Annotated in this window: 17 protein-coding genes; 4 read left to right on the top strand and 13 right to left on the bottom strand. The window is 75.2% G+C overall.

Going from position 1 to position 22717, the window contains the following annotated elements:
• Nucleotides 1-22 precede the first annotated feature (22 nt).
• Nucleotides 23-2701 (bottom strand): AAA family ATPase, encoded by a 2679-nt coding sequence (locus ACGF5T_RS26990; RefSeq protein WP_356610862.1) that lies wholly within the window; start codon nt 2699-2701, stop codon nt 23-25.
• A gap of 265 nt (nt 2702-2966) precedes the next feature.
• Between ACGF5T_RS26990 and ACGF5T_RS26985 the strand changes: the two genes are divergently transcribed.
• On the top strand, nt 2967-4019 hold the full coding sequence (locus ACGF5T_RS26985) for a DUF2510 domain-containing protein (protein WP_366767461.1): 1053 nt from the start codon (nt 2967-2969) through the stop codon (nt 4017-4019).
• A gap of 144 nt (nt 4020-4163) precedes the next feature.
• Here ACGF5T_RS26985 and ACGF5T_RS26980 read toward each other — a convergent pair whose 3' ends face one another.
• Entirely contained in the window at nt 4164-4778 is a 615-nt protein-coding gene (locus ACGF5T_RS26980) for a TetR/AcrR family transcriptional regulator (RefSeq protein ID WP_356610866.1), read from the bottom strand.
• Nucleotides 4779-5027: 249 nt separating this feature from the next.
• Here ACGF5T_RS26980 and ACGF5T_RS26975 point away from each other — a divergent pair, with 249 nt between their 5' ends.
• Together ACGF5T_RS26975 and ACGF5T_RS26970 are read left to right on the top strand one after the other, a co-directional pair.
• Nucleotides 5028-5843: a phosphatase PAP2 family protein gene (locus ACGF5T_RS26975; RefSeq protein ID WP_356610867.1), complete on the top strand. Its 816-nt coding sequence runs from the start codon at nt 5028-5030 to the stop codon at nt 5841-5843.
• Entirely contained in the window at nt 5840-6982 is a 1143-nt protein-coding gene (locus ACGF5T_RS26970; protein WP_366767460.1) for a hypothetical protein, read from the top strand. The genes ACGF5T_RS26975 and ACGF5T_RS26970 overlap by 4 nt, the downstream gene beginning before the upstream one ends.
• 20 nt (nt 6983-7002) lie before the next feature.
• Here the strand turns inward: ACGF5T_RS26970 and ACGF5T_RS26965 are convergent, their stop codons facing one another.
• Nucleotides 7003-9054, bottom strand: coding sequence for a phosphocholine-specific phospholipase C (locus ACGF5T_RS26965; RefSeq protein WP_356610871.1), 2052 nt, complete (start codon nt 9052-9054; stop codon nt 7003-7005).
• A 726-nt stretch (nt 9055-9780) separates the two neighbouring features.
• Here ACGF5T_RS26965 and ACGF5T_RS26960 point away from each other — a divergent pair.
• On the top strand, nt 9781-10377 hold the full coding sequence (locus ACGF5T_RS26960; RefSeq protein WP_366767459.1) for a response regulator transcription factor: 597 nt from the start codon (nt 9781-9783) through the stop codon (nt 10375-10377).
• A gap of 40 nt (nt 10378-10417) precedes the next feature.
• On the opposite strand, the gene ACGF5T_RS26955 is transcribed toward ACGF5T_RS26960, so the two are convergent.
• The 10 genes from ACGF5T_RS26955 to ACGF5T_RS26910 form a co-directional block, all read right to left on the bottom strand.
• Nucleotides 10418-12304 (bottom strand): ABC transporter ATP-binding protein, encoded by a 1887-nt coding sequence (locus ACGF5T_RS26955; RefSeq protein WP_366767458.1) that lies wholly within the window; start codon nt 12302-12304, stop codon nt 10418-10420.
• On the bottom strand, nt 12301-14073 hold the full coding sequence (locus ACGF5T_RS26950) for an ABC transporter ATP-binding protein (RefSeq protein ID WP_366767457.1): 1773 nt from the start codon (nt 14071-14073) through the stop codon (nt 12301-12303). Before ACGF5T_RS26950 ends, ACGF5T_RS26955 begins: the two co-directional genes overlap by 4 nt.
• 167 nt (nt 14074-14240) lie before the next feature.
• Complete coding sequence (locus ACGF5T_RS26945; RefSeq protein WP_003972313.1) at nt 14241-14369, bottom strand: SapB/AmfS family lanthipeptide; 129 nt, start codon at nt 14367-14369, stop codon at nt 14241-14243.
• Between the two features lie 37 nt (nt 14370-14406).
• Nucleotides 14407-17016 (bottom strand): class III lanthionine synthetase LanKC, encoded by a 2610-nt coding sequence (gene lanKC, locus ACGF5T_RS26940; protein WP_366767456.1) that lies wholly within the window; start codon nt 17014-17016, stop codon nt 14407-14409.
• A 221-nt stretch (nt 17017-17237) separates the two neighbouring features.
• Nucleotides 17238-17933 carry a GntR family transcriptional regulator gene (locus ACGF5T_RS26935; protein WP_366767455.1) on the bottom strand — a complete coding sequence of 232 codons (696 nt, stop codon included), beginning with the start codon at nt 17931-17933 and terminating at the stop codon, nt 17238-17240.
• On the bottom strand, nt 17930-18931 hold the full coding sequence (locus tag ACGF5T_RS26930; protein ID WP_356610883.1) for a proline racemase family protein: 1002 nt from the start codon (nt 18929-18931) through the stop codon (nt 17930-17932). The genes ACGF5T_RS26935 and ACGF5T_RS26930 overlap by 4 nt, the downstream gene beginning before the upstream one ends.
• 10 nt (nt 18932-18941) lie before the next feature.
• Complete coding sequence (locus ACGF5T_RS26925; RefSeq protein WP_356610885.1) at nt 18942-19832, bottom strand: dihydrodipicolinate synthase family protein; 891 nt, start codon at nt 19830-19832, stop codon at nt 18942-18944.
• Nucleotides 19829-21229 carry an FAD-dependent oxidoreductase gene (locus ACGF5T_RS26920; RefSeq protein WP_366767454.1) on the bottom strand — a complete coding sequence of 467 codons (1401 nt, stop codon included), beginning with the start codon at nt 21227-21229 and terminating at the stop codon, nt 19829-19831. Before ACGF5T_RS26920 ends, ACGF5T_RS26925 begins: the two co-directional genes overlap by 4 nt.
• Nucleotides 21219-21518, bottom strand: a complete 300-nt coding sequence (locus ACGF5T_RS26915; protein ID WP_356610888.1) for a (2Fe-2S)-binding protein — start codon at nt 21516-21518, stop codon at nt 21219-21221. The genes ACGF5T_RS26920 and ACGF5T_RS26915 overlap by 11 nt, the downstream gene beginning before the upstream one ends.
• Complete coding sequence (locus ACGF5T_RS26910) at nt 21515-22666, bottom strand: FAD-binding oxidoreductase (RefSeq protein ID WP_356610890.1); 1152 nt, start codon at nt 22664-22666, stop codon at nt 21515-21517. Before ACGF5T_RS26910 ends, ACGF5T_RS26915 begins: the two co-directional genes overlap by 4 nt.
• Between the last annotated feature and the right edge of the window lie 51 nt (nt 22667-22717).

Below are 22717 nucleotides of genomic sequence, written 5' to 3'. Positions count from 1 at the left end.
CCTCCGGCGGGCGGGGCCGGTGCTAGCCCACGTGTCCCGCCGCCAGGGCCTCGCCGGCCCGGGCCGCCAGTCCGTCGGCGCCGCACGACTCGGCCAGGGCGAGGCCGCGGCGCAGCTCCGCCTCCGAGCGGGCGGCGATGCCGTACTCGACGCGGGCGGCGGCGTGCTCGTACTGGCAGGGCGAGGCCTCCAGGTAGGCGACGGCCTGTGCGGCGAGGCGTACCGCGCGCTGGCCGGTCTCCAGCGCGGCGGCGCAGCGCAGGGCCTCTCCTATCGCGGTGTCGGTGCCGAACCGCTCGGCCTGGCGGCGGGCGTCGGTGACGAGCCGGGCGGCGCGGCCGGGGTCCTCCGTGGCGAGGGCCCGGGCCAGTTCGGTCGCCCAGGGGTGCACGACGGGGTTGTGCCTGCCGCGGGCGGCCGCCGCCTTCTCGGCGGTCTCCAGCTCGTTGACGCCCTCTTTCGTGCGGCCGGTCGCGAGCAGCAGCCGCGCCCGCACGGGCCGCGGGTCGGGCAGCACGATCGTGGACGGGTACGGCGGGTCGAAGCCGTACCGCTCGGCGACGGAACGGGCCTCCTCGACGTGGCCGCGGGCGAGCAGGGTGTCGATCAGGTTGCAGGTCGCGGACCAGTACAGCGGGAGTCCGCGGCCGACCCGTTCGGCGATGCGCAGCGATTCCCGCAGGGACTTCTCGGCCTCCCGGAGACGGCCCCGCCTGCGGTGGCCGAGGCCGACGTAGGCATGCGCGAGAGCGAGGTGGCCGCCGCTCCAGCCCGCGGTCTCGTAGGAGCTGAGGGCTTCGGTGAACAGTGCCTCGGCGCGGTCGAGCCGGTCGGTGTACGCGTAGCAGTTGGCCAGCATCATCGGCAGTTCCAGACCCCACTCGGTGTCGGTCCAGCCGAGTCCGGCGGCGAGGCGGCCGTTGACGAGGGCCCGGTCGCACAGCTCGGCGACCTCCTCGGCGTTCTCACCGCGGGTCATGGCGTCGAAGCCGCGCAGGATGAGCAGGGCGCGCTCCGCGTTGTCGCGGCCGGTGCAGGTGGCGGCGAGTTCGGCGAGGCGCTCGGACCGTCCGGGCGAGGAGGTCTCGCCGGGGTGGATGCCCTCCCACATGTACTGGACGGCCTGGAGCCGCAGCCGCACGGACGGGTCCGGGTTGCGGGCCGCCTCCGCCTGCACGGTGCGCACGGCCTCCTCCAGTTGGTCGTTGTGGAGGAGTGCCTCGGAGAGCCGGAAGAGGGCGTTGACGCGCTGCTCGCCGTCCAGGCCCGGCAGGGCGAGGGCGGTGCGCAGGTGGCCGATGGTGGTGGCGGGCGCGGTGAGCAGGGTGGCGCAGCCCAGTTCGTAGAGGACCCGTGCGTGCATGTCGGGCAACGGCGGTTCGTCCAGGGCGCGTTCGAGGCAGCGGCGGGCCGCGTCGGGGGCGCCGACGGCGAGGTGCTCGCGGGCCGCCTCGCGCAGCTGCTCCACCACCTCCGGGTCGTCGTCGGGGTGCACCTGGAGCAGATGGCGGGAGGCCGCCGCGGCGCCGAGCCCGGAGTCGGTGACCAGCTGGGCCGCTATGCCGTGCATCGCCGTGCGCAGCGCGTCGGGGATGGAGTTGTACACGGCGGTGGCGATCAGCGGGTGGACGAACTCCAGGTCGCCCGCGTCCGGTTGCGGGGCCCCGGGGTCGGGCTCGGTCAGGATGCGTGCGTTGCACAGCAGTTCGGCGCAGCGGGCGGCGTCGTCGCGGTCCAGGGTGGCGAGCCGGGCCACCATGCCGACGGTGATGCCGCCGCCGAGGATGGCGGCGGCCCAGGCGAAGCGGGTGGAGTCGACGCCGAGTTGCTCCAGGCGGGCGACGAGGCCGCCGCCCCGCGCGGCGCGGTTCAGGGCGCGCAGCTCGTCGGCCTGGGCCTCCACCGGTTCCATCTCGCTGTCCTGGACCTTGGCGAGGAGTTCGACGGTCTCGTACGGATTGCCGCCGGTGACGGCCCACACCTCGCGGCAGAACGCGGCGTCGGCGTGGGTGCCCAGCGTGGCGCGGGTGAGACCGGCCGCCGCCGCGGGGGTGAGGGCGTTCAGCGGGGCCAGTGGCCGGCCCGCGGCGGCGACCGCGTCCAGGTGGCGGGCGCTGTCCCCGACGACCTCACCGGGGCGGCGGGCGACGACGATCAGGATCGAGGTCTCGTCGAGCCGTTCGGCGAGCGCGGCGAGCCAGCGCAGGGTCTCCTGGTCGGCCCAGTGGGCGTCGTCGATCAGCAGGACCAGGGGCCACTCCCGGCGGGCGAGGCGGCGCACGACGGCGACCAGACCGTCGCACACACCCTGCGGGTCGGCCTGCCGCTCGCCGGGGTCCGCTATGCCCAGGGCGGGGCCCGCGATGTCGTACCAGTCGCCGAGGTACTCCCGCGCCTCCTCCGGGAGCATCGACACCAGTGCGGGCTGGAGCAGTTGACGCACCACGTTGAAGGGGACGGACCTGAGGGTCTCGCCGCCGCGCGCCGACCAGACGGTGCAGCCTTGGGCCTCGGCGATGCGGCGGGTCTCGGTGAGCAGCGCGGTCTTGCCCAGTCCGGCCTCGCCCCGGGCCACCAGCAGGGTGCCGGAGGAGGAGCGGTCCGCCCGCAGGGTGTCCACCGCCCGTGCGATGGTGGCGACTTCCTCGTCGCGCTCCCAGAGGGAGGCCGAGGCGGCGGCCCTCCGCCGTACCTCCGTCATCCCGCTACCTCCCCGAGTCGCCCGAATGACGTACTGCCCCTGAGCCTATCCGTCGGATCGCGCGCGTGGTGGGCGGTCCGGACAGCAGTTGCCGTGACGGGTGACATGCGGTAAAGCGCGGACGACGCCACGGGCCCGTCATCAGCGGACGAGCGGGTCGGCGTCCGTCAACCCGCCCGCAGGCGCGGGGGTCTGCGCCGTGCCGGGGCCGTGCCGGGGCCGGGCCTCTCATCCGGCTTTCACCGACGCCTCATACGGTGGGGCCATGACGCAGGCGACTCCCCCCGGGTGGTACCCGGACCCCGGGCAGAAGAACGACGGCCCCACCACCGAGCGCTGGTGGGACGGCAAGGTGTGGACGGACCAGGTCCGCCCCGCGGGACAGGCCGCCGCGTGGGGGCCGCCGCCCGCGCAGCGGCCGGCCGAACAGCCCGGTCAGCAACTGGCTCAGCAACCGGCTCAGCAACCGGCTCACGACGGTGTGCCCGGGCCGTATCCCGTGCATCCCGGTTATCCGGGGTTTCCCGTGCAGCCGCCCTCCGCGCGGCGGCGTCGGCTGCGTGTCGGCATAGCCGTCGCGACGGCCGTGGTCGTGCTGGCCGGCATAGGCGTGGGCGTGTACGTGCTGGCCGACGACGGTTCGGGCGGCGGCAGCGCGTCCTCGCAAGCGGACCGGCGCGGACCCGGCGGGCAGGAGAACCCGTTCGGCGGCTCGGGCGGGGGCGGCGGGGGCGGCGAATCGCCCGCGCCGGACTCCCCGGGCGAGTCGGAACCGCCCACGATCGACAGCGGCTCCGTCACGGACCCGGTCAGCGGCATCAGCCTGCCCATCCCGGACGGCTGGTCCGGGCAACAGCTGCAGGTCGGTGCGACGGTGACCTCGGACGACAGCTACAAGTGCCCCGGCGACACCTCCAAGACCTGCACCAAGGGCGGCGCCTACTCGGCCCCCGCCGTGGTGCTGGGCACCAAGGGCGGCACCGCCGAGGAGGTCGCGAAGGCCGACATCGAGGCGAACGCCGAGGAGTCCTACGGCGGCGAGTCCTACGGCGGGATCACCTCGCACGACGAACTGGCCTCCAAGGCGGTCACGGTCGCCGGGCAGAAGGGCTGGCTGGTCCGCTGGAAGGCGGTCACCAGCAAGGGCGCCGACGGCTACGTCGAGTCGCTGGCCTTCCCCTCGCCCGCCGACCCCGAGCGCATCGTCGTGGTCCGCTTCGGTGTCGACACCGAGGAGGGGCAGTCGGTCATCGACGAGATCACCGGGGGGATCGAGGTGGACTCCTCCGGAGGTGGCGGCGACGGTCAGGACGTCTGACCGGCCCGGCACAGCAGTCGGCCGGGTGGGGCGCCCTTCCGCTCAGAAGGCGTCCCACCCGGCCGCGGTGCGCGCCGCCCCCGTCCCCACGGTGCGGCGCGGGCAGGCCGCCGTCCAGTCATCCCGTGGACGGCGGCCTGAGTCTCAGGGGAGGCCCAGCGCCGGCAGCACGACGGCCTCCACGAAGCGCACGAGGTACGCGGCGTCGGCCTGCTCGCCCTCGACGACCGGCCGCATCCGCAGCATGCCGAACATCTGAGCCGGCACGTACTCCAGCGCCGGGTGGCCGGCCTCGACCTCTCCCCGGTCGACCCCGCGCCGGAGGATCTCCCGGAGCGCGGCGATCTCCGGCTCGACGAGCGCCTCGCGCAGCGCGCACTGGAGTTCCGGGTCCTGCATGACCGAGTGGCCGAGCGCCTGGAGCAGCCCGGTGTCCTTGCCGGTGCCCTCCCCCGCCGCCCGGGCCGCCTGGCGCAGGTCGTCGGCGAGCGACCCGGTGTCGATGCCGGTGAAGCGCGCCCGGCGCTGCGAGCGCAGGGCCGCGGCGACGAACTGGGGCTTGGTCCTCCACTGCCGGTAGAGCGTGGACTTGCTGCACCGGGTGCTGGCGGCGATGCCCTCCATGGTGACGGCGTCGTAGCCGCAGGTCCGGATCTGTTCGAGCACGGCGTCGAAGAACTCCTGCTCACGCTCGGGCGTGATCTTGGAGCGACGCGACGCGCCGACCGTGTCCGGTCGGTCCTCGGCCTGCGGCGTCATCGGCTCTGCTCCTCACTCAAGCGGCGGTACAGCGGCGGTACAGAGGCACTCCAGGGGCCGGTGCTCCAGTGGATGCCATGCCCATCGATACGCCAGTGTACCGGTACTCAAGCGTATCGGTACACTGGCGTATCGGTACACTTCCGTATCGGAACGGGTTCGTATCGATGATCACTGTCACACACCTCCGTTCCTGTGCGTCATACACCTGTGGACCGCACGCACCACCGTCAGCGAAGGGGCCGGGGGATGAATGCCCGTACCGAGCCTGCACAAGCCGGGCCGGACGCGCCCGCGCGACCGCCGCTCGTCCGTGAGCTCCTGCTCGTGGCCGGGCTCTTCCTCGTGTACAAACTCGGCCGGCAGCTGGTGGCCGGCCACACCTCGGAGGCCTTCCGCAACGCCCACCGCGTGTGGGACTGGGAACGCGCGCTCCGGCTGCCCGACGAAGGCACGGTGCAGTCCCTGCTGCTGCACGGCGACGCCCTGATCCACACGGCGAACACCTACTACGCCGTCGTCCACTTCCCGGCCACCGCGGCCCTGCTGGTCTGGCTCTACCTGCGGCGGCCGGCCCACTACGTCTGGGCCCGGCGGGTGCTGGCCGCGGTGACCGGGGCCGCGCTGGCGCTGCACCTGCTCTTTCCGCTCGCCCCGCCGCGCATGCTGGGCGCCGGCGGCCTGATCGACACGGCCCGGGTGTTCGGTCCCTCGGTCTACGGTCCGCCGCACACCGACCAGGTGTCGAACCAGTTCGCGGCGATGCCCTCGCTGCACTTCGGTTGGGCCCTGATGCTGGCGGTCGCTCTGATCGTCGCGACCCGGTCGCGCCTGCGGTGGCTGTGGCTGCTGCATCCGCTGGTGACGCTGCTGGTGATCGTGGGCACGGCCAACCACTACTGGCTCGATGTCGTCGTGGCCGCGGCCCTGCTCGGTCTCGCGCTGGCGGTGGTCCGTCCGCGCCACGGGAGCCGGCCGCGGTACGCCGCGGTGCGCCGCGGACCGGAGTACCGGCGCCGGGCGGCACAGCGACGCCGGCCCGAGCTGGTCGGGGCGGGCCGGTGAACGCCGCGCTGGTCGCCGTCCTGCTGTCCCTGGTCTCCGCGTGCGCCTACGCCGCCGCGGCCGTCGCCCAGGAACGGCTGGCCGCCCGCAGCGCGGGCACCGGCGCGCTCCGTCTGCTGGCGTCCGGTGCCTGGTGGTGGGCGGTCGCCCTCAACGCGTCGGCGGCGCTGCTGCACGTCGTGGCCCTGCGGTACGGCCCGCTCACGGTGGTCCAACCGCTCGGTGCGCTGACCCTGGTGGCGGCGGTGCCGCTGGGAGCCCGGCTGGCGGGCCGGCGGGTGAGCGCGGTCGAGTGGCGGGGCACCGGACTGACCCTGCTCGGGCTGGGCGCGCTGCTGCTGACCGCGTCCGGACCCGCGCCCGACGACGTGCTGGGCGTGCCCGAGGCGGTGGCGGTCTCCGGCGTGACGGCCGCCCTGATCGGCATGCTCGCCTGGCCCGGCGCCCGGCCGGGGCTCCGGCACGCGACGGCGTCCGGCATCGCCTCCGGGGTCGCCTCGGCGCTCACCCAGACCGTCACGGTCGCCGCCACGGACGGTTCGGGTCCGCTGCTCGACGCCCGGGTGATCGGGGTGGCCGTGCTGGTGGCCGCCTTCGCGGTGGGCGGACTGCTGTTGTCGCAGACGGCTTATCGGGGCGGTCTGGGCGCTCCGCTGGCGGTGGTGACGCTGGCCAATCCGGTGGCCGCCGCGGTGATCGGGGTGTCGCTGCTCGGTGAACGGCTGCGGGGCGGCGCGGGCGGTGTGCTGCTCGCGCTGACCGGTGCGGCGCTGGCCGCCTGGGGTGTCGTGCAGCTCAGCCGGGCGACGCCCGGGCGGCCCGAACCCGCCGGCGCACCGGCCACCGTGCAGCCGGCGACGCCGACGCCGACCGGTCGGCGGGGGCGGGGCTCGGCCGAGCCGCCGGGACCGGCCCAGGCGGGACCGGCCCAGGCAGGACCGGCCCAGGCGGGACCGGCACAAGCCGGGCCGAGACAGGCCACACCGGCACAGGCCGGACCGAGACAGGCCGCACCGGCACAGGCCGGGCCGCCACAGGCCGGGCCCACACAGGCCGGGCCCACACAGGCCGGGCCGCCACAGGCCGGGCCGGCGCTGGTGCCCCGCCAGCCCGGGCCGGGGCACCTCACGCGGCTGTAGCCGCCGCCCGCCGGCGACCGTCAGTCGGTGACGATCGCCGGGTCGCTCACCCCCGGCCGTCCGTTCTCGACATGGCCGGCGAAGCGCCGCAGGAAGGCGGGGTCGGCCTCGGAGGTGACCGTCACGTCGTACCAGCGGCGGCTGCGCGTGAGGTCGACGGTGTGGTGCACGGTCGCCCCGGCCCGCACGGTGACGGTCGCGGGCCGGCCGCCGTAGGCGTTCGCGACCCGCAGCCGGACCGTGCCGGTGCCGGTGTTGGTCACCGTCAGCCGGACGTCGTCACCGGTGTGCCGGGCGGTGACCTCGGGTCCGGAGATCCTGTTGCGGCCCCGGAAGACGCGCAGGAAGCCGTTGGGGCCGTGCACCGTCAGGTCGTAGGAGCCGGCGGAGTACGCGGAGTTCCAGGTGTCCGCGATGCTCTTGCCGGCCTCCGTGGTGTAGGTCCAGGGGCCGTCGGTGCGGTTGCCGGAGGTGACGAGGAAGGCGGCACCGGCTCCGGCACCGGAGGCGAACGCCAGCGTGAACTTCCCGGCCGCCGCGTCCACGGTCCCGTCCACGTGCGGGGCGTACCGCAGCGGGCGGGCGGGGCGCAGGCCGCGCTCCTGGCGGGGCATGTCCGGGTCCGCGGGCGGGGTGGGACGGTAGTCGGGGTGGCGTACGCGGTCCGGCGGCTCGTAGGCGTCGGTGTCCGGCAGGCCGGCCGGGCGGCTGTCGTGCCGCGAGAAGTCGAAGGCGGAGGTCAGGTCGCCGCAGATGGCACGGCGCCACGGCGAGATGTTCGGCTCCCGGACGCCGAAGCGGCGCTCCATGAACCGGATGACGGAGGTGTGGTCGAAGGTCTCGGAACAGACGAAGCCGCCCTTCGACCACGGGGAGACGACCAGCATGGGCACGCGCGGGCCGAGCCCGTAGAAGCCCTCGCGGTGCTTCGCGCTGCCCTTGAAGACGTCCAGGGAGACGTCGACGGTGGACAGGCCCTGCGCGGCGGACTTCGGCGGCAGCGGCGGCACCAGGTGGTCGAAGAAGCCGTCGTTCTCGTCGTAGGTGATGAAGAGCGCGGTCTTCGCCCACACCGCCGGGTTGGAGGTGAGCGCGTCCAGGACCTGGGAGATGTACCAGGCGCCGTAGTTCGAGGGCCAGTTGGAGTGCTCGGAGAACGCCTCCGGGGCGGCGATCCAGGAGACCTTCGGCAGCCGGCCGGCCTTGACGTCGGCGCGGAGCCGGTCGAAGTAGCCCTCGCCGCTCTTCGCGTCGGTGCCGGTGCGGGCCTTGTCGTACCAGGGGTCGCCGGGCTTCGCGTTGCGGTACTTGTTGAAGTACAGCAGGGAGTTGTCGCCGTAGTTCCCGCGGTAGGCGTCGTCGATCCAGCCCCAGGAGCCGGCCGCGTCCAGGCCGTCGCCGATGTCCTGGTAGATCTTCCAGGAGATCCCGGCCTCCTCCAGGCGCTCGGGGTACGTCGTCCAGTCGTAGCCGAGTTCGTCGTTGCCGAGGACCGGGCCGCCGCCCGTGCCGTCGTTGCCCGTGTGCCCCGACCACAGGTAGTAGCGGTTGGGGTCGGTGGAGCCGATGAAGGAGCAGTGGTAGGCGTCGCAGACGGTGAAGGTGTCGGCGAGGGCGTAGTGGAAGGGGATGTCCTCGCGGGTCAGGTACGCCATGGTCGTGGTGCCCTTGGCGGGCAGCCACCGGTCGTACTTGCCGTTGTGGTAGGCGTCCTGGCCGTCGGACCAGCCGTGCGGCAGTCCTTCCAGGAACTGCATGCCGAGGTCGTCGGCCTCCGGGTGGAACGGCAGCACCTCCTTGCCGTCCTTGGCCTGGTGCCAGACGGACCTGCCGTCGTCCAGCGTGACCGGGTGCGGGTCGCCGAAGCCGCGGACGCCCCTGAGCTTGCCGAAGTAGTGATCGAAGGAACGGTTCTCCTGCATCAGGACGACGATGTGCTCGACGTCCTCGATCGTCCCCGAGCGGTGGTTGGCCGGGAGCGCGGCGGCCCGCTCGATGCTGGCCGACAGTGCGCTGAACGCCGTCGTGGCGCCCGCGACCTGGAGGAATCGGCGCCGGTTGACTTCGGGCATGGGGTGTAGGGCCTCTCGCCTTGGGGGAACAACCGGCGGGACGGCGCCGGGTGATGACGTAATGCGCGCGAATGGAGTGTTCCAGGAGCAGCAAACGTCAGGGAAGGGTGCGGTGGCGCCGGTGTGAAGGTCGTCGGTACGTGAGGGGCGGCGGTCCCGAGGGCCGGGGATGGTCGCGATCACGGCAGGCATGCACGGCATCCCCGACCCGACGGCCCGTACCCCGGGGTGTGGGGTGTGCCTCGCGCTGTTGAGCGTGCCGCTGCCGCACGACCCTGCGCGACCCGTACGCCGTCCGATTCGAGCGGACGCGTACAACGGCCGCTGAGGCAGGCGCATTTCACGCCGAATTGGACGGCGACTGTTTCCGGCCTCCTCCGGTCTGTTCGAGTTTTCGTTGCGGCGGGCCGGCTCCGGGCGCCGCGTGGGGTGCCGTGCCGCCGTCACCAGGGCACCGGACCGGGCGGACCCGGCGGCGTGGGCCGCACGGCGGGCCCCGACACGCTCGGGCCGACCGCGGACCGGTGGGTTATCCGCCTTGTTCGTCGCGTACGGACGTCCCCGCGTCTGTCCTGGAGGGGCTCCGGGACGGCCAATTGACTGCGGTGGGGCTCGCACACGCGTGCGCCCTGTGTTCCGCCGGGTCGGATCAGGGCAGACGGCCCGTGGCGCGGGGGTGCCTGGCCGGCCGTCCGGACGAGGTGGCCGCTGACAAGGGTGGGGGAGATGGTTCGTACGGTTGTGGTGCACGACGAGGAACTGCTGCGGTCGGCACTGGTGCAACTGCTCAGATCCGACGACACGCTGGAGGTCACGTCCTTGTGTCCCAGCTCACGGGAGCCGGACGGTGAGGAGTTGCCGGCGGACGTGTGTGTCGTGGACGGCGAGTACCTGCACGCGCCGGGGGACGTACGCGGTCCGCGTCTGCGGGACGCGTTCGGGGACCGGTTCGTCGTGCTGACGACCGCCCGGCGGCCGGGGGTGCTGCGCCGGGCGTTCGACGGGGGCGCGCTGGGACTGGTCGACAAGAACGCCCCGGTGCACCGGCTGCTCACGGCGGTGCACACGGTCGCCAAGGGGGAACGGTTCCTGGACGAGACGCTCACCGTGGCGCTGTTGCAGGGCGCGGAGATGCCCCTGACGACCCGCGAGCTGAGCGTGCTCTCCCTGGCCTCGCAGGGGGCGCCGATCGCCGAGATAGCGGCGCGGCTGCACCTGTCCCGGGGAACGGTCCGCAACTACATGGCCACGGCGATCCGGAAGGTGGGGGCCCGCAACCGGGTGGACGCGATCCGGATCGTCCAGAGCGCGGGGTGGGCCTGACGGAGCCACCGCGGTGCCGTGGCCGCTCCCCGCGCGGCGGTCACGGCTGTCCGGGTGGTCCCGCGTGCCAGTGACCCGTGAGGTCGCGGTAGAGGGGTGAGCGGTCCAGCAGCTCCTCGTGCGTACCGCAGACGGCGTTCACACCGTCCAGGACGAGCACCCGGTCGGCCCGGACCGCCGACGACAGACGGTGCGCCACCACCAGCACGGTTCCCGGCCGCCGTGCCAGGGCCTCCTCCGCCCGCGCCTCGGACGCCGGGTCGAGGTGGCAGGTGGCCTCGTCGAGCAGGAGCAGGGGCGCGGGCGACAGGTACGCGCGGGCCAGCGCCACGAGCTGCCGTTCCCCGTCGGTCAGTTCGGCGGGGCGCACGGCCGCGTCGAGCCCGCCGAGGCGCTCGATCAGCGGTCGCAGGCCGAGCGCCCGGGCGGCGGCGTCGAGTTCGGCGCGGCACGCGTCCGGGCGCAGGTACGCGATGTTCTCCGCGACGGTGCCGGAGAAGACGTAGGCCTCCTGCGGGACGAGCACCCGCTCGGCGGCGAGTGCGTCGGTGGGCGGGCCGGTGACGGCGCGCCCGGCCACCCGTACCTCGCCGGCACTGGGCGCGAGCGTGCCCGCGATCAGACGGGTGAGCGTCGACTTGCCGATACCGCTCGGGCCCACGACGGCGAGGTGTTCGCCGGGGGCGACCCGCAGATCGAGGGAGTCGAGGACCGGCTCCGCCCGGACGCCGTAGGCCAGGGTGACGGAGCGCAGTTCCACCGCGGGGGCTTCGCTGATCGCGGGGGTCGCGAGGCCCGGGTGGGCCGTGCTGGTCGCGGCCGGGCCGCCGGGTGCCGGCCGAAGGCCGTCCCTGGCCGCCGGCAACGGCACGGGCACCGGCACGGGGCCCGGACCGAGGATCCGGTCCAGGACGACGAGCAGCCGGGCCCCCGCCGTCCCCAACGCGGTCATCAGCGTGTGCAGGGCGGGCAGCAGGGACTGCGCGAGATAGGTGAACGCGCCCAGCAGCGCGCCCGCCGACACCCCGCGCCCGCGCAGCCACGGCACCGCCGCCAGCAGCGCCAGCACGGGCAGGTGACCCGCGACACCGAGCGCCGCCGTGCGCACCGCCGCCCAGCCCGCCAGGAGCCGGGCCGCCGCGGCGGCGTCGTCGACCAGTTCCCCGCCGCGTCGTTCCGCTTCCGGTGCGGTCCCGCAGGCCGTGAGGTCCCGCAGCGCCGACCGGGACCGCGCCGCGTGGTCGCCCAGCGCCTCGTCGGCCGCCAGCGCACGCCGCTGCGCCGCCGCCATGGGCCGCAGCGTCACCAGGAACAGCGCCAGGCCGCCCGCCAGCGGCGGCAGCACGACCACGAGCAGGGCGGGGTGCAGGGACAGCAGGCCGAGCAGCGCTCCGGCCGCGGTGAAGACGAAGGAGCGCAGGGTCAGGACGAGTCCGGCGAAGCTGTCCCGGGCGATCTCGACCTGGTTCGTCAGCCGGGAGACGGCCGCGCGGTCCGTCCCGCCGGCTCCGCCCGCCGCCGCCCGGGCCAGGGAACGGTCCACCGCATGGCGCACCAGGCCGTCGCGCAACGGCTCCGTCAACCCGGCGAGCTGCGCGAACACCCCCCGCACGACCGGGGCGCCGGACAGTACGGCGAGCAGGGCCACCGCGAGCCAGAGCAGCCCGCGGCGGGTGTCCCCGGCGAGGAACCCGTCGACGGCGTGGGCCACCCCGTAGCCGACCAGGAACGCCTGCCCCGACTCGGCGAGCGACCACAGCGTGAGCCGTACCAGGACCCCCTTGCGACGGCCGAGGAAGCGGCGGGCCGGCGGCGCGACCCGGCGCAGTGTCCCGGCCCCGTCGTCCCGGGGCCCACCGCGCCCGTCGGCCTCCGGACCCTCCGCACGCTCCGGGGCCTTGGTTCGCCGGTACCGGGCCGATGTCATGGCCGTACCTCCTCGGGCCGCGGGGCGGCGGGGGTCCCGCGGGGCGGTGCGGGATCGGTGCCGCCGGTCCGGAAGACCGCGCGGTAGCCGGGCAGCTCCCACAGCTCCCGGTGTGTGCCGGCGGCCCGCACGCACCCGTCCTCCAGCCAGAGGACCAGATCCGCGCGGGCCGCGACCGACTGGCGGTGCGCGACGACCAGCCGGGTGCCGGGCCGCACCGAGCGGCGCAGGGCGCGGTCGACCTCGTGCTCCGTGGCGGTGTCCAGGCTGGACGTGGCGTCGTCCATGACCAGCAGCCGTCCGGCGTGCGCGAACGCCCGTGCCAGCCCGAGACGTTGGCGCTCCCCGCCGGAGAGCGGCGCCGCCCCCAAGGGGGTGTCGTACCCGTGCGGGAGTCGGCGGACGAAGCCGTCGGCGCCCGCGGCCCGGGCCGCCTGCCGCACCTCCTCGGACGAAGGCCGCCGCGCCCCGGCGGCGATCACCTCGGCGACCGTGCCCTCCCCCAGCGCCGGGCGCTCGAAGGCGAAGGCGACCTCGGTACGCAGCTCCTGACGGGTCAGCCGGTCGAGACGGACGCCGTCCAGCAGCACCTGCCCCGCGTCGGGGTCGACGAGCCGCCCCGCCACGGCGGCCAGCACGGACTTCCCCGATCCGCTGCGGCCGACCACGGCGACCGTGGCCCCGCCCGGCACCCGCACTCCGTCGGCACGCAGGACCTCCCTGCCGTCGCGCACCACGCGCACGCCCCGCAGTTCGAGTGCGCCCGGGCCGTCCGGGGGCAGGCGCAGCGGCCCGTGGGCCAGCGGGGCCGTCTCCTCCAGCTCCAGGGTCCGGCGCCGGGCCTCGCGACCGCGCACGACCGCGCCCAGCAGGGAAGCGGTCCCCCCGACGCCGGCGGCCAGCTGCGCGTACCGGCAGGCGGCGAGCATGTCCCCCACGCTCAGGTCGCCGGAGGCCAGGCGCAGCCCGCCGACGGCCGTCGCGGCCAGGGTCAGCAACGGGACCAGGACGCCGCTCCTGGCGAGGGCCCGTCCGTGCAGGGCCCACATGTGCCGACCCTGATCGGCGAGTTCGGCGAGCGGCGCCAGCACCCGCGCGCGTTCCCGGGCGGTGGTCCCCGCGGCGACGATCGTCGCCGTTCCGTCCAGGGTCTCCAGGAGCCGCGACGCGATCCGGGCCTGGGTGCGCTGGTAGGCGGCGACCGACGCGCCGGTGTCCCGGGCGAAGGCCCGCAGCACCACCGCCAGGGCGGGCAGTCCGGCCAGCACGCAGGCCGTCACCCACAGGTCGACGAAGGCCAGTGCCACGAGCGCGCCGAGCGGGGTGACGAGCGAGGCCGCCAGGGACGCCCTGGCCGCGGGGGCGCCTCCCGCGTCGGCGGCGTTCAGGGTCAGGCGGGTGCCGACGTCCCCGGGCGTCCAGGGGCGTGCGCGCTCGGGTGCGGCGCGCAGCAGCCCGGCGAGGGCGCCGCGGCGGACCGACGCCGTCCGAGCGGCGTTGCAGCGGCCGGTGAACAGCGAGGTCAGGCTGTCGAACAGCAGCTCGCCCAGGAGCAGCGCGGCACTCAGGGCCAGCCAGTGTCCGGCGTCGCCGTCGCGCAGCAGCAGGTCCAGTGTCCGGCCGAGGACGACGGGCTGGGCCACCGCCGCCACGGCTGCCGCGACCGAGCACGACAGCACCAGCGCTTCGAGCCCGCGCCCCCGTTCCGCGCGGCCGGCCGGGTCCTTCGCCGAGGGCGGCCGCCGCTCGCGGGGCCTCGTCTCCGCCACCGGCCCCAGCCCCTTCCGTCCGTTCCGTCGCGCCGGGACTCCGGTCGCCCCCGGGTGGGGTGTGCGGCCGGGCCGTCCGAGCGCATGCGTCGGCGCCCCGGGAGTCCCCGGGGCGCCGTTACCGGGCGACGTGGCTCACCACGCCACCGCGGCGGTCAGTTCCCGCGTCAGTTACAGGTGGTGATGCTCAGGCTGCTGTCGCCGCAGAGCAGCAGGCTCGCGCGGCTTCCGGTCTCGACGTCCCCCATGGCCTCTTCCTTGGGGGTCTCCATCGACTGCAGGTCAAACAGGTTCATGACATTGTCCCTTCGTACGGCAACGGGTGTGCTTCGGTCACGACCCCTGACGGGGCCGAGTCTGAGGGCCGCTGTTCTTCGGCAGCGGCGGCAGGAACGGCAGGGCGGCGGGCTCGTCGCCGAGTACGGAGGCGACGGCCAGCAGGCATCCGGCCGTGCCCGTGGCGAGGTCCATGGACAGGCGCATCATCTGCTCGCCGGGGAAGGCGAGCCGGTCGCGGTAGGACATGGCGTGCCAGGCCAGGGCCTCGAGCTGGCGCCCGACGGCCGCCGGGCCGGTGCCGGGCACCGCGGCGGTGGTCCGGCCGAGGTACAGCACCATGCCGGCGACGCCCCGGTAGAGCCCGGGCTGGGCGTAGAACATGGCCTGCGCCGCCGCCACGATCTCGCCCCGCGCCCGGGCGAACTCCTCGTCGTCCCGGTGGGCGAGGTAGTCGTCGAGCACCATGCCGATGCCCACGCTGCCCGCGCCCAGGTAGGGCATGGTGCGCCAGCCCTCGTCCACCTGCAGCGCGCCGCCCGCACCGCGGACGCAGCGGGCGAGGTCCTCGCGCAGCGCGTCACGGGCCAGGTCGAGGCAGGACGGGTCGCCGGTACGCTCGAAGAGCCGTACGAAGAGCAGCGCGCGTCCCGCGGCGCCGTACAGCAGTCCCGCGCGGGGCCGGCCGGAGCCCTCGCTCCCGGCGCGGCTGCCGTCGGCGGTCAGCTCGGCGCAGCGCAGGGCCGCCGCGTGCAGTGCGCTCTCGCCGGTGGTGGCGGCCAGCGAGTCGAGGGCCAGGCCCAGTCCGGCGGTGCCGCTGTGCAGGTCGGGACCCAGGTGGCCGAAGGGCTGGTCGAGGAGGATTTCGACGAGGTCGAGGGCGCGGTCGCGGTGGCCGAGACGCTCCAGGGTCCAGGCGAGGCCCGCCAGGCCGTCGTGGAAGCCGTGCGGCATGCCCGAGGGCGGTTGCTTGGTCCGCTCCAGCAGCCACTGCTCCCCGTCCTCGTCCCGTCCCGCCCCGCTCTCGGCCAGGGCGTACAGCACTCCGGCCGCTCCGTGGCCGAAGGCCAGACCGCCGCCCGCCGTGGCGAACTGCGCGATGTCGCCCGGGAAGAGCCGGTCCGTGCGGGACGGCGTCGCGGAACCGCGGACGGCCTCGGCCATCGAGTCCCGGCTGCGGGGCCAGTCGTTCGGCCGGACCGGCGCCACCGGACCGGACGGCCGCCGCTGAGGGCGGGCGCCGTCGGCACCGGCCGTGATCTCGTCGACCGCCGCGTCCAGGAAGGACCGGTCCACGGGGAACCGCTCCGCGATCACGTCCGCGAGGTGGGCCGCCTTGCGGCGGTCGAGCGCCAGCAGGCTGGTGAGCGGGAGGAACAGCGCGAGCCGCAGACACGCCAGCGCGTACCGGTCGACCGCGACGCCCCGCCGGTCGGCCGGCGCCACGAAGCCGGGGTTGGCGACGGTCTGCCGGCCGGGTTCGTCGACGTGGTGCGCGGCCTCGAAGTCCAGCAGCGAGACGCTGTCGTCCTCGCGGATCATGATGTTGAACAGGTGCAGGTCGTTGAAGACCACGCCCCGGGCGTGGACGTCGGCGACGGCGCGTTCCACCCGTGCGTGGACGTCGAGGGCCCAGGCGGTGTACTCGGCGAGTCTCCGCTCGTCCGGGTCTGCCTCGATGAGCGGGTGGCGACGGGCGAAGAAGGTGTTCAGCGGCTTGCCGTCGATGTGCTCCAGTACGAGGAAGTGGTGCTCCCCGACCCTGAGGTGGTCCAGCACCTCGGGCGTGCAGTCGAGCCCCGACAGCAGTTCCAGCGCCCGGCGTTCGCGGTGCAGCCGGGCCACCGCGTCGGCGCCGTCGGCCGCGAGACCGGCGTGCGGGCGGGCCTCCTTGAGGACGACCTGCTCGCCGGTGCGGGTGTCCCGGGCGAGGTAGACGCCGCCGCCGTTGGAGAAGTGCAGCGCCGACTCGATGGTGTAGGGCAGGCCGGTCACGGTCACCGCGGCACGGGCGTCCAGGTGCGGGCGCAGGAAGGCGGGCGGGCGCACCCAGTCGGGTATGCGGAAGGCCGGTCCGCGCAGGTCGGGCACGAGCACACCGTCGGGGCCGGTGACGGCCGGCCGCAGCTCGCCGTTCGCGTCGTAGCAGTTGCGGCGGGTGAAGCCGCCGTACCGGACGTGCACGGGGCCCTCGCCGATCCGCAGGTCGCTCAGGATGTGCGGTCCGGGTTCGCCGGCCAGCAGGCCGGACAACTCGTCCACGAGTCGCTCGAAGTCCGCCTCGTCCGCCGGGTACACGGTGATGAACTTGCCGCTGCCGGCCCGGTCGGCGTACTTGGCGTTGCGCTGGTGCAGCAGGTAGCGGCTGGGCACGAACTTGAAGGCCGTGCCGCGCTCGACGCAGTGCAGCCACACGCGGTCCAGCACGCTCTCGGCGTTGTCGAGACAGGCCGCGACGTGGATCTTCCAGCCCTGGTCGGGCAGGGTGGCGTCGACCGGACGCAGGGCGAGCCAGTCGCCGCTCTCGTTGCGCTGCCAACCCTCCGGCACGGGCCGGGAGGCCGCGGCGTACCGGGAGCGCCCGGCACCGGTCCGCGGGGACGTGCGGTGGGGAGCGTCGTAGAAGTACGGGTCCGCGTCGCAGTACACGGCGTAGCCCTTGTTCACGTCTACTCCCTCCCGTCGGTCGCTGACGGAGATGACGGTGTCACGCCGCCCACCGCCCCGCACAGTTGCCGCTGTCACCTCTCCGACGTGCGGAACGCACGGGTAACTTCGCGGGCGCGCCGCCCCGAGGGAGGGTGGCGGGCCGTCGGAGCGACTCCCCCGACGGGGAGGCGCCGGGCCGTCGGGACGCCGGTCCCGGCCCGTGCGTGCGGCGCCGCCGCTCAGGCCGGATGTGCCGCCGACCGGTCGGGGCGGGCCGCCCACAGGCCCCGCACGTGTCCCAGGTGCCGTGTCGTCGCCGCGCGCACGGCCTCCTCGTCGCGGGCGAGCAACGCGTCGAGGATCTCCAGGTGTTCCTCGGCCGAGGCCTGGAGCCGCCCCTGCTCGGCCAGGGCCGTCAGCCCGTACAGCCGGGAGCGCCGGCGCAGGTCCCGGACGACGTCCACCAGATGGGCGTTGCCCGCCAGGCCCAGCAGCCCGAGGTGGAAGCGCAGGTCGGCGTCGACGTACGCGATGAGGTCGCCGGCCACGGCGGAGGCGACGGTCTCCTCGGCGACCGGGCGCAGTGCCTCCAGGGCCGCGGGGTCGGCGGTGCCCGCGAGTGCGGCGGTGGTGGGGATCTCGATGAGTGACCGCAGGTGCGTGTACTCGTCGAGCTGCCGGTCGGAGACGGCGGTGACCCGGAACCCCTTGTTGGGCACGGTGTCGACCAGCCCCTCCTTGGCGAGGTCGAGCATCGCCTCGCGCACGGGGGTGGCGGAGACGCCGAAGCGGGCGGCGAGCCGGGGCACCGAGTGGACCTCGCCGGGGCGCAGTTCGCCCGCGACGAGGGCGGCACGCAGCGCCTCGGCGACCCGCTCGCGGTGACTGGTCTTCCTGCCTCCGAGGACGGGCAGGGCGGGACCGCCGGCGTTCACAGCACGAACCCGGCGGGGAAGGGGTCGTCGGGGTCCAGGAGGTACTGGGCGGTGCCGGTGATCCAGGCCCGGCCGGTGAAACTGGGCAGCACGGCGGGCCGGCCGCCGACCTCGGTGGCGCCGAGCAGCCGTCCGGTGAACCGGGTGCCGATGAAGGACTCGTTCACGAACTCGGTGCGCAGCGGAAGGTGTCCGCGGGCGTGGAGCTGGGCCATGCGGGCGCTGGTGCCGGTGCCGCAGGGCGAGCGGTCGAACCAGCCGGGGTGGATCACCATGGCGTGCCGGGAGTGGCGGGCGGTGGCGTCGGGCGCGGTCACCTGCACGTGGTGGCAGCCGCGGATGGACGGGTCCTCGGGGTGGACCGGTGCCTCCGCCTCGTCGACGGCCGCCATCAGGGCGAGCCCGGCGGTGAGGATGTCGTCCTTGCGGGACCGCTCGAAGGGCAGCCCGAGCCGCTCCAGGGGCAGGATCGCGTAGAAGTTGCCGCCGTAGGCGAGGTCGTACCGCACGGTCCGGCCGTCGGGCAGGGTGACCTCGCGGTCGAGGCCGACGACGAAGGACGGGACGTTGCGCAGGGTCACCGCCCGGGCCGCGCCGCCCTCCACGGCCACCTCGGCGACGACGACCCCGGCGGGGGTGTCGAGGCGGATGGTGGTGACGGGTTCGACGACCTCGACCATGCCGGTCTCGACGAGGACGGTCGCCACACCGATGGTGCCGTGGCCGCACATGGGCAGGTAACCGGAGACCTCGATGTAGACGACGCCCCAGTCGCAGTCGGGCCGGGTGGGCGGCTGGAGGACGGCGCCGCTCATGGCGGCGTGGCCGCGCGGCTCGTTCATCAGCAGCCGCTTGACGTCGTCGCGGTGTTCGCGGAAGTACAGCCGCCGCTCGTTCATGGTCGCGCCGGGGAGGGTGCCGACGCCGCCGGTGACCACCCGGGTGGGCATGCCCTCGGTGTGCGAGTCGACGGCGTGCAGGACGAGTCTGCTGCGCATACGGGGCTCCCTACGCGAGTCCGGCCGCGAGGGCCTTCTCGGTGGCGGCGCGGACGGCGGCCTCCTGGTCGGGCAGCAGCGGGACGCGCGGTGGGCGGCAGGGGCCGCCGCGCCGCCCGGCGAGGTCCATGGAGCACTTGATGGCCTGGACGAACTCGACCTTCGAGTCCCAGCGCAGCAGCGGGTGCAGCATCCGGTACAGCCGCTCGGCCGTGGCCAGGTCACCGGCGACGGCGGCGCGGTACAGCTCGACGCAGGCGGCGGGCAGCGCGTTGGGGTACCCGGCGATCCAGCCCTTGGCGCCCGCGACCGCCAGCTCCAGCAGGACGTCGTCGGCGCCTGCCAGCAGGTCGAGTTCCGGGGCCAGTTCCGCGATGCGGTAGGCGCGGCGGACGTCTCCGGAGAACTCCTTCACGGCCCGGATGTGGCCCTCGCCGTGCAGCCGGGCGAGCAGTTCCGGCACCAGGTCCACCTTGGTGTCGACGGGGTTGTTGTAGGCGACGACCGGCAGGCCCGCCCGCGCCACCTCCGCGTAGTGGGCGAGGACCGAACGCCCGTCGGCACGGTAGGCGTTGGGCGGCAGCAGCATCACCGCGGCGCAGCCCGCCTCGCGTGCCTGCTCGGCCCAGCGGCGGGCCTCGGCGGAGCCGTAGGCCGCGACGCCGGGCACGACCCGTGCCCCGCCGACCGCGGCGACGGCGGTCTCCACGACCCGGGCGCGCTCCTCGGGGGTGAGCACCTGGTACTCACCGAGGGAGCCGTTGGGGACGACGCCGTCGCAGCCGTTCGCCACCAGCCAGGCGCAGTGCTCGGCGTAGGCGTCGTGGTCGACGGAGAGGTCCTCGCGCAGCGGCAGCGCGGTGGCGACGAGGACGCCGCGCCAGGGACGGTGGTCAGTCATGAGGGTCCTCTCTCGGGTTCCTGCGTCTCTTCGGGTTCCTCGGACCGCGCCCGGGCGAGCACGCCGAGGGGCACCGGGCGGGCGAACGGCCGTCGCGCCGGGCCGGGTTCGCAGCCGGTGAGACCGGCGACCGCGGGGGCGCACATCCGGCCCTGGCACCAGCCCATCCCGGCGCGGGTCAGCAGCTTGACGGTGCGGACGTCGCCCGCGCCGAGCCCTTCGACGGCCTCCCTCACGGCGCCGGCGGTCACCTCCTCGCAGCGGCAGACCACGGTGTCGTCGGTGATCTGTCCGGTCCACCCGGCGGGCGGGGGAAAGGCGGCGGCGAGGGCGGCGGCGGCCGTCCGCAGGGTCTCGCGCGCCCTCGCGGCCCGCGCCCATCCGGCCGGGTCGGGCTCGAGGCCCCGCAGCCGGGCCGCGATCGAGCGGCCGGCGAGGTGCCCCTCGGCCAGGGCCAGGGCGGCGCCGCCGATGCCGGTGGCCTCCCCGGCCGCCCAGACGCCGGGCACGCTCGTGCGCTGCTCGGCGTCGACGGCCACCGCCGGACCGTCCAGGCGGCAGCCGAGGCCGTCGGCGAGATCGGTGTGCGGGAGCATGCCGTGGCCGACGGCCAGGGTGTCGCAGGCGAGGTGGCGTCCGGTGCCGCGCCGGACCCGACCGCCGGCGTCGAGTGCGGCGACGGTCACGCCGGTCAGGCGGTCCTCGCCGTGGGCGCGGACGACGGCGTGCCGGGTGAGCGGGCGGACGCGGTGGCGCAGCAGCCGGGCGGCGTGGCCCGCGCCCTCGGGGAGTTTGCCGGCCAGGGCGCGGACGTGGCCGGCGATCCGCTTCGGGTCGGCCGCCTCGACGAGGGCCGCCACCCGCACGCCGGCCGCCGCGAGCCCGGTCGCCACCGGAAGCAGCAGTGGTCCGGTGCCGGCCACGACGGCGGTCCTCCCGGGCACCACCAGCCCGCCCTTGAGCATGGCCTGGGCACCCCCGGCGGTGACGACGCCGGGCAGCGTCCAGCCGGGGAAGGGCAGGACGTGCTCGTAGCCGCCGGTGGCGAGCAGCACCGCGTCCGCGTGCACGTCGGACGGTTCGTCCTGCCCGGGGCCGAGCAGGGCGCGCACCGTGAAGGCGCCGGACCGCTCCTCGACGAACCACACGTGGTGTTCCGTCAGGACGCGGACGCCGCTGTCGGCGAGCCCGTCCCGCAGTCTCGCCCAGGTGCGCCACTGGTGGTGCAGGGCCTGCGGGCGCCGGGCGCCCAGCTCGGCGGCGGGCTGCCGGAAGTACTGCCCGCCGGGCCGGTCCCCGGCGTCGAGGACCGTCACCCGCAGCCCTCCCGCCGCCGCCGCGAGGGCCGCCGCGAGCCCGGCCGGGCCCGCTCCGACCACCGCCAGCTCAGTCCTCATGACCGGTCCCGGCCTGGGTGCGGATGCTGTCGCCGGGACGCACGGGGACCAGGCAGGCGCGCTGGTTGGGACGGTCGTTGACGGTGACCAGGCAGTCGAAGCACACACCGATCCCGCAGAAGACCCCGCGCGGGCCGCCCGAGCCGCGGGTGGTGCGCCAGGAGGTGATGCCGGCCGCCCAGAGCGCGGCGGCGACGGTCCGGCCGGGCAGCGCCTGGACCGGCCGGCCGTCGACGGTGACGGTGAGGGCGGGCGCGGGCCGCGCCCGGACCAGCCGGAGGGGATTCACGGGGCCTCCTCGGAGAAGCGGTCGGGGCGGAACGCGTCGAGGTCGAGGGCCGCCCGTTCACCGCTCAGCAGTTGGGCGATCAGGTGCCCGGTGCCGGTGGACAGCCCGATGCCCGCTCCCTCGTGCCCGCAGGCGTGGAGGAGGCCGGGTGCCCTCGGGTCGGGGCCGATCGCCGGGAGGTGGTCGGGCAGGTACGGCCGGAAGCCGGCGTAGGTCCGCACGGCCCGCACCTCCGCGAGGAAGGGGAACAGCCGCGTCGCCCCCGCGGCCAGCGCCCGGAGCGCCGGGACGGACACCGACCGGTCGAAGCCGACCCGTTCGCGGCTGGCGCCGATGAGGACCGGCCCCGCTGCCGTCCCCTCCACGACCGGGGAGGTCCGCAGGCCCGCCGCGTCGCTGGCGACGTCGTGGACGTAGTCGGCGGCGTACACCTTGTGCCGCACGCGGGGCGGCAGCGGTTCGGTGACGAGGACGTGGCCGCGCCTGGGCAGGACGGGCAGCCGGACACCGGCCAGGGCGGCCACCTCACCGGCCCAGGGTCCGGCCGCGTTGACGACCGCCGGTGCGTGCAGGTCGCCGCGGTCGGTACGTACTCCGCGCACGGCGCCGTCGGGCCCGCGCCGGATGCCGGTCACCGTCCGGCCGGTGCGCAGCCGGGCCCCCGAGGCCCGCAGCAGGTGGGCGGCGGCCAGGGCGGGCATCACCTGGGCGTCCTCGGGGTAGTGCACGGCGCCCGCGAGACCAGGGGCCAGGCGGGGTTCCAGCTCGTGGAGCCGGTCCGCCGCGACGGCCGCCGCCGTCACCCCGGCCGCCCGCTGCCCGGCGGCGAAGGTTTCCAGGCCGGCGAGCGCTTCGGGGGTCTCGGCGACGACCACCCCGCCCTTGGCCTCGTACTCGACGGCGGGGCCCAGCTCCCCGGGCAGTTCGCTCCACAGGCGGGCGGACAGCAGGGCGAGGTCCAGCTCGGGCCCCGGTGCCTTGTCGGAGACCAGGAGGTTGCCCTCCCCCGCTCCGGTGGTGCCGCCGGCCACCGGGCCGCGGTCCACGACGATCACGTCGAGCCCCGATCGGGCGGCGTACCACGCGCAGGCCGCGCCCACCATCCCGGCCCCGACCACCACGACATCGCAGGTCAGCGACTCGATCACGGCAGTACTATGTCACACATCACACGGACTGGGAACAGGGCCGCGACCCTC

Source organism: Streptomyces sp. NPDC047853, assembly GCF_043204535.1.
Classification (GTDB): Bacteria; Actinomycetota; Actinomycetes; order Streptomycetales; family Streptomycetaceae; genus Streptomyces.
This window is presented reverse-complemented; position numbering and strand designations above follow the sequence as displayed.